The sequence below is a fragment of the Tianweitania sp. genome (assembly GCF_032053605.1).
In the GTDB taxonomy this organism is placed as follows: domain Bacteria; phylum Pseudomonadota; class Alphaproteobacteria; order Rhizobiales; family Rhizobiaceae; genus Tianweitania.
In genome coordinates this window covers 1-4526 of record NZ_DAMBUH010000170.1, presented here as the reverse complement: position 1 = coordinate 4526, position 4526 = coordinate 1, and the positions used below count along the sequence as shown (strand labels likewise).

Below are 4526 nucleotides of genomic sequence, written 5' to 3'. Positions count from 1 at the left end.
TTCCGACACAAGCGCAGTGGCTGATGGTGCACCGGCCGGCCAGTTCACCGCGCCCTGGCGCGCCGGCATGAAGGCGAACACGCGTTCCGCATCGCCGCCGAAACGCTCCAGCCAAGGCAGCGTATAGCCAAGCCCCACCAGCCGCTCGTTTGGCAGCGGCGCCCAAACGGCAGCCAGGGCCATGGCGATGGCGCGTTCGGCCAGGTGCCCGAGGGTGGAAGCGTAGAAAGCGCGCAGGTCGACGATGTCGGTGTTCATGAACCGAACCTAGATGCGGCATGCGCTGAGTTCAACCTGACGCTGGAAGCCCGTTTGAAGCGCTATATGTGTTGGCGGGAAACAGGGGAGAGCTTCCATGCCGCTTTCGATCGAACAATTCATCTGCCGCAGCGACAATTATGGCGTGCTCGTGCATGATCCCGACAGCGAGCAGACGCTGATCATCGATGCGCCGGAAGAAAAGCCGATCGTTGCCGCCATCGAGCGCACCGGCTGGAAGCCGACCATGCTGCTGATCACCCATCATCATGCCGATCATGTCGCGGGCAATCTCGGGCTCAAGCAGCGTTACGGGATGCCGATCTACGGTCCGGCGGCCGAGCGCGACAACGTTCCAGGCATCGATGAGACCTATGATGACGGCCACACGCTGTCGTTCGGCGCCTACACGATCCATGTCGTGTCGACCCCAGGGCATACGGCCGGTCATGTCAGCCTGTTCTTTCCCGAAGCCAAGCTCGCCTTCACCGGCGACACGCTGTTTGCCATGGGCTGCGGCCGGTTACTGGAATGCCAGCCGCCGGTGATGTTTGAATCGCTGAAAAAGATCGCTGAATGGCCGCGCGACACGGTGGTTTACTGCGGCCATGAATATACCGAAGCCAATGCCCGCTTTGCGCTGAGCGTCGATCCGGAAAACGAGGTTCTGCAGCGCCGTGCCAAGGAGGTCGAGCGCCTTCGGGCCAGCAGGGAGATGACGCTGCCGACCACGATCGGCGACGAGCTCGACACCAACCCGTTCCTGCGCTGGGCCGATCCGTCGATCCGCAAGGTGCTCGGCATGGAAGAGGCGACCGACAGCGGCGTGTTTGCCGAGCTGCGTCGGCGCAAGGACGAGTTCTGAGCGAGGCAGAGCCGCTTTAGTCCTCTGGAAGGCAGGAAAGCTTTCCGTCGGCTGCGTCCCGTGCGCGTTCGTTCTGGTTCGCGCCGGGCGCGATTTCGGCTGCCAGGCACGGCTTGCCCGGCAGCGATACAACAAGAAGGTAGGATGTCGGTCGTCCGGGCCCGCTGGGATCCTCTACCCTGTAGCGGGCGATCATCGCGGTTGGGTGAAAGGTGTCGCGTTCAGCCCGGCCGCGCCATTCGATCGTATCGCCCAAGCTGCTGAACCCGCCGCCCATACGGCCCGGCAGTTGCAGGCTCTGCTTCTGGCCTTTGGGCGTGATGACGAAAATATTCTCACGCGCATCGGCATCGACCACTTCCAGTTTGTAGCCGCCGTGGCCAGCGCAGGAAGACAAGGAATAGCCGCCTTCGTCTTCCTGCGATTCCACAAGCCGGCATTCCCTTAGATCCGTGTAACGGGACTCGCGTGCCGGCTCGGCGAACGCCGCAGAAAACAGGCCGGATAGCAGAAGACCGGCAGCGCTGCTGACATGGACCAGGCTTTGTTTCAAAGACTTGTCTCCTTGGCTTCAGTGGATGTCAGGGCGGTTCTCGCGTTGCGATCGAACAGCATCGACTTGGACGCCAGCACCGCGCCGCCTGTAATCGCAAGGCAGGCTGCCAGGATGCGCCCGCTCGGCTCGGCGGCACCGACAGCAATGAGGACGAGGGTCGATAGAAGTGGTGCTGCATAGCTGGCGGCACCCAGAACCTGGATGTTGCCGTGCTTCACGCCGTAGTCCCAGGTGTAGAAGGCGGCACCCACCGGCATAAGGCCGAGGCCGAGCACGGCCAGCCATTGCGTCGTGCCTTGCGGCCACACCGTGTCTTCAAGCAGGAGATGGCACACGAGCGACAGGATCGCGGTGGCGAGGCAGTACCAGGTGACGACGCTGGTCGGCACGGCTGGAAAGCGGCGCGACAGGAGCGAGTAGGCGGACCATAGAACCGCGCAAACGGCGGCCATCAGGTAGCCGAAGCTGTATTGCGCTTCGAAGCCGACGCCGCTGTCCTTGGTGACGATCAGCGCGGTGCCGGCAAGCCCCAGCAGAGCGCCCGCGATATGAAACCAGCGCAGTTTTTCGCCGGGCATCAGCGCCGAGCCCAGCACGATCAGCAGCGGCCAGAGATAGGCGATCAGGCTGGCCTCGACGGCGGGTGCGGCGCGAAGGGCCGTGAAGTAGAAGAAGTGGTAGCCGAACAAGCCGCCGATGCCGACGATCCAGACCTGCAAGGGGATCTTCGGGCCCTTCGGTGCCGGCTGGACGATCCGCATGGCGAGGCCTACGAGCGTGCCGATCGCGAAGGTCATGGCGGAAAGCTGGAAGGGGGGAACCGTGCCTGACGCTGCCGTCAGCATGGCAAGCAGCGCCCACATCGCCACCGCCGTAAAGCCGATCAAGGTCGCCCGCGCCATTGTCCCGCCTCCTGCTACAAAGATCGATTAGCAGGCGGATAGGTTGCTGCCTACGGCATCGGCCCGAAAATCGATTTCGATTTTTTCGGAAAGCACGATGCGCAGGATCAAAGTGCTAGAGTGTCCTTTGTGCGTCCAAGAGGACGCACGGCGCTCTAGCTGATCTTGCCGACGCGGAAGTAAACGGTGCCGATGCGGGTTTCGACCTGGCCGCGCAGCGGCACGAAGAACTGGGTCTCGCCCATCCTGGCAAAGGTAACGCGCATGTCGTGGCCGGCCGAAAGGTAGTCCATCGTCTTGGAGCCCTTGCGATAACCCGAGATCGGCTTGAAGCGGATGGTGCAGGTGACGCCTTCGCCCTTGAAGTCGCCGACAACGGCCGGCGCCTTGCCGGCATAAGCGAGGGTAAGGTCGGCACGCAGTTCGCCGTCATAGATATGGACGGTGCGGTTGCACACTTCATCGAGGGAGTTGGCGCGCACCAGCGTGGCGGTCAGGGGATCGACCACATCGGTGAGATCGCCGGCTTCCACCGGTACCCAGCCATGACGGCGCGGCTTGGGCGGCGGCACGTTTTCGGTGGCGACGACCTGTCCGTTTTCGAAGCGAACCGTGGTGCGCTGCTTCTTCTTGCCGGAGGTGTAATCCAGCATATGGGTGGTCGGATGCGGCTCGCTTTTCTTGAGGCTGCCGGATGTGTGCACGACGCCCTTCGTGTCGTCGAACACGGCGCCGAGGCCGGAACTGGAGATCGTGCCGTCCACCGCGTAGCTGTTGGCATCGAGCGTGCTGGTGAAGCTGGTGCGGGCGATCGTGATGCCGAAGATGGTGACGACATATTCGGCCGTAAAGGTCTCGGCGCGGGCAGGGACAGTGGCTACTATGGCCAAGATGGCAGCCGCGCTGAGCGCCTGACCGAACCGTTTCGTCACTCTCGCCAAATGCACCAACTGAAAACCTCGCCCGTCAGCGGCAATTACTAACGCTGCATCACGGCAAGAGAATGGTGGTGCGGGGAGAGGCGTTCAAGCCGGCTTGGCTGCAACCTGTTGGGCCAGCGTTTCCATGCGTCCGGCAACATCGACCAGCGTATCGGTCAGCGCGGTTTCGGTTTGATTGGCCTTGGCGAGCGCCTCGTCGCGCGATGCACGAAGCGCGTCGATCTCATTATCGATCCCCTGCATGCGCTTTTGCAGTTCGGTGAGCTCGTCCATGATCATGATACCGGCCATCACCGTCAGGCGCTGGTCGCCGATCTCGCCGAAACTGCCCTTGAGATGGCCGACATAGCGGTCGAACCGCTCGGCGAGGTCGATCAGATGTTCTTCCTGACCTTCGTCGCAGGCCATTCGATAGGCCTTGCCGTCGATCGTCACGGTGACTTGCGGCATCCCTGTCCTTCCTAGCGGTCAAGCACGGCGCGGATCGTTTCCATCGCCGTGACCAGGCGACGCGAGACTTCCTTGTTGGCGTCTTCGAGACGTTCCGCGCGCGCTTCAGACTTGTCGAGTTCGCCGGCGAGGCGAGCGCGGTCGGCATTCATGCGCTGCACTTCCGCCTCGGCCTCGACATAGTCACCCTCGCGCTCGATGCGGGACGAAACCGCATCTTCAAGCGCGACCATGGCGTGACCGAGCCGCGTCAAGGCATCTTTCAAAGTGGCTTCCGACATGTACCCCATCTCAAAAACCCGGCGCGGGGCTGTGATCCAGCTTTCCCTCTCTGCCGAATCAAAAATAACGATCAGCCGGCCAATTGCGCAAGAATCTTGGCGGCTTGAGGGTGCAACGTCAATCAATGGGTTAAGCTATCCCCCGCAAAGAGGGGAGGCTGCGGGAAAAGGTAAGCGCAAGGAGCGCTGCTTCTGGCGATTGGAAGTCGGCGCACCACAGTCCTCATCCTTGTATATTGCAATTGGTGCATACTATCGGCGTCGGGTGGTCAT

General features: G+C 62.2%; 7 protein-coding genes and 1 pseudogene. 2 read left to right on the top strand and 6 right to left on the bottom strand.

Features of this window, described 5'->3' with window-relative positions; genetic code table 11:
* A pseudogene (locus RTX98_RS20065) lies at positions 1-258 on the bottom strand (SAM-dependent methyltransferase); the annotation flags it as partial.
* 97 nt (positions 259-355) lie between these two features.
* On the opposite strand from RTX98_RS20065, the gene gloB reads away from it, so the two are divergent.
* Complete coding sequence (gloB, locus tag RTX98_RS20060) at positions 356-1123, top strand: hydroxyacylglutathione hydrolase (protein ID WP_312798645.1); 768 nt, start codon at positions 356-358, stop codon at positions 1121-1123.
* A gap of 16 nt (positions 1124-1139) precedes the next feature.
* Here the strand turns inward: gloB and RTX98_RS20055 are convergent, their stop codons facing one another.
* The 5 genes from RTX98_RS20055 to RTX98_RS20035 form a co-directional block, all read right to left on the bottom strand.
* The gene (locus RTX98_RS20055; RefSeq protein ID WP_312798643.1) at positions 1140-1676 is read right to left on the bottom strand and encodes a hypothetical protein; all 537 of its coding nucleotides are present in this window, start codon (positions 1674-1676) and stop codon (positions 1140-1142) included.
* A complete protein-coding gene (locus tag RTX98_RS20050; protein WP_312798641.1) occupies positions 1673-2581 on the bottom strand; it encodes a DMT family transporter in 909 nt (302 codons plus the stop codon). Before RTX98_RS20050 ends, RTX98_RS20055 begins: the two co-directional genes overlap by 4 nt.
* Positions 2582-2736: 155 nt before the next feature.
* Positions 2737-3471 carry a DUF3108 domain-containing protein gene (locus tag RTX98_RS20045; protein ID WP_312798639.1) on the bottom strand — a complete coding sequence of 245 codons (735 nt, stop codon included), beginning with the start codon at positions 3469-3471 and terminating at the stop codon, positions 2737-2739.
* A 135-nt stretch (positions 3472-3606) separates the two neighbouring features.
* Complete coding sequence (locus RTX98_RS20040; RefSeq protein ID WP_312798637.1) at positions 3607-3972, bottom strand: cell division protein ZapA; 366 nt, start codon at positions 3970-3972, stop codon at positions 3607-3609.
* An 11-nt stretch (positions 3973-3983) separates the two neighbouring features.
* Complete coding sequence (locus tag RTX98_RS20035; RefSeq protein ID WP_189505715.1) at positions 3984-4253, bottom strand: DUF4164 domain-containing protein; 270 nt, start codon at positions 4251-4253, stop codon at positions 3984-3986.
* A gap of 31 nt (positions 4254-4284) precedes the next feature.
* Here RTX98_RS20035 and RTX98_RS20030 point away from each other — a divergent pair.
* On the top strand, positions 4285-4526 hold a 242-nt coding region (locus tag RTX98_RS20030), incomplete at its 3' end, for a hypothetical protein (RefSeq protein WP_312798635.1).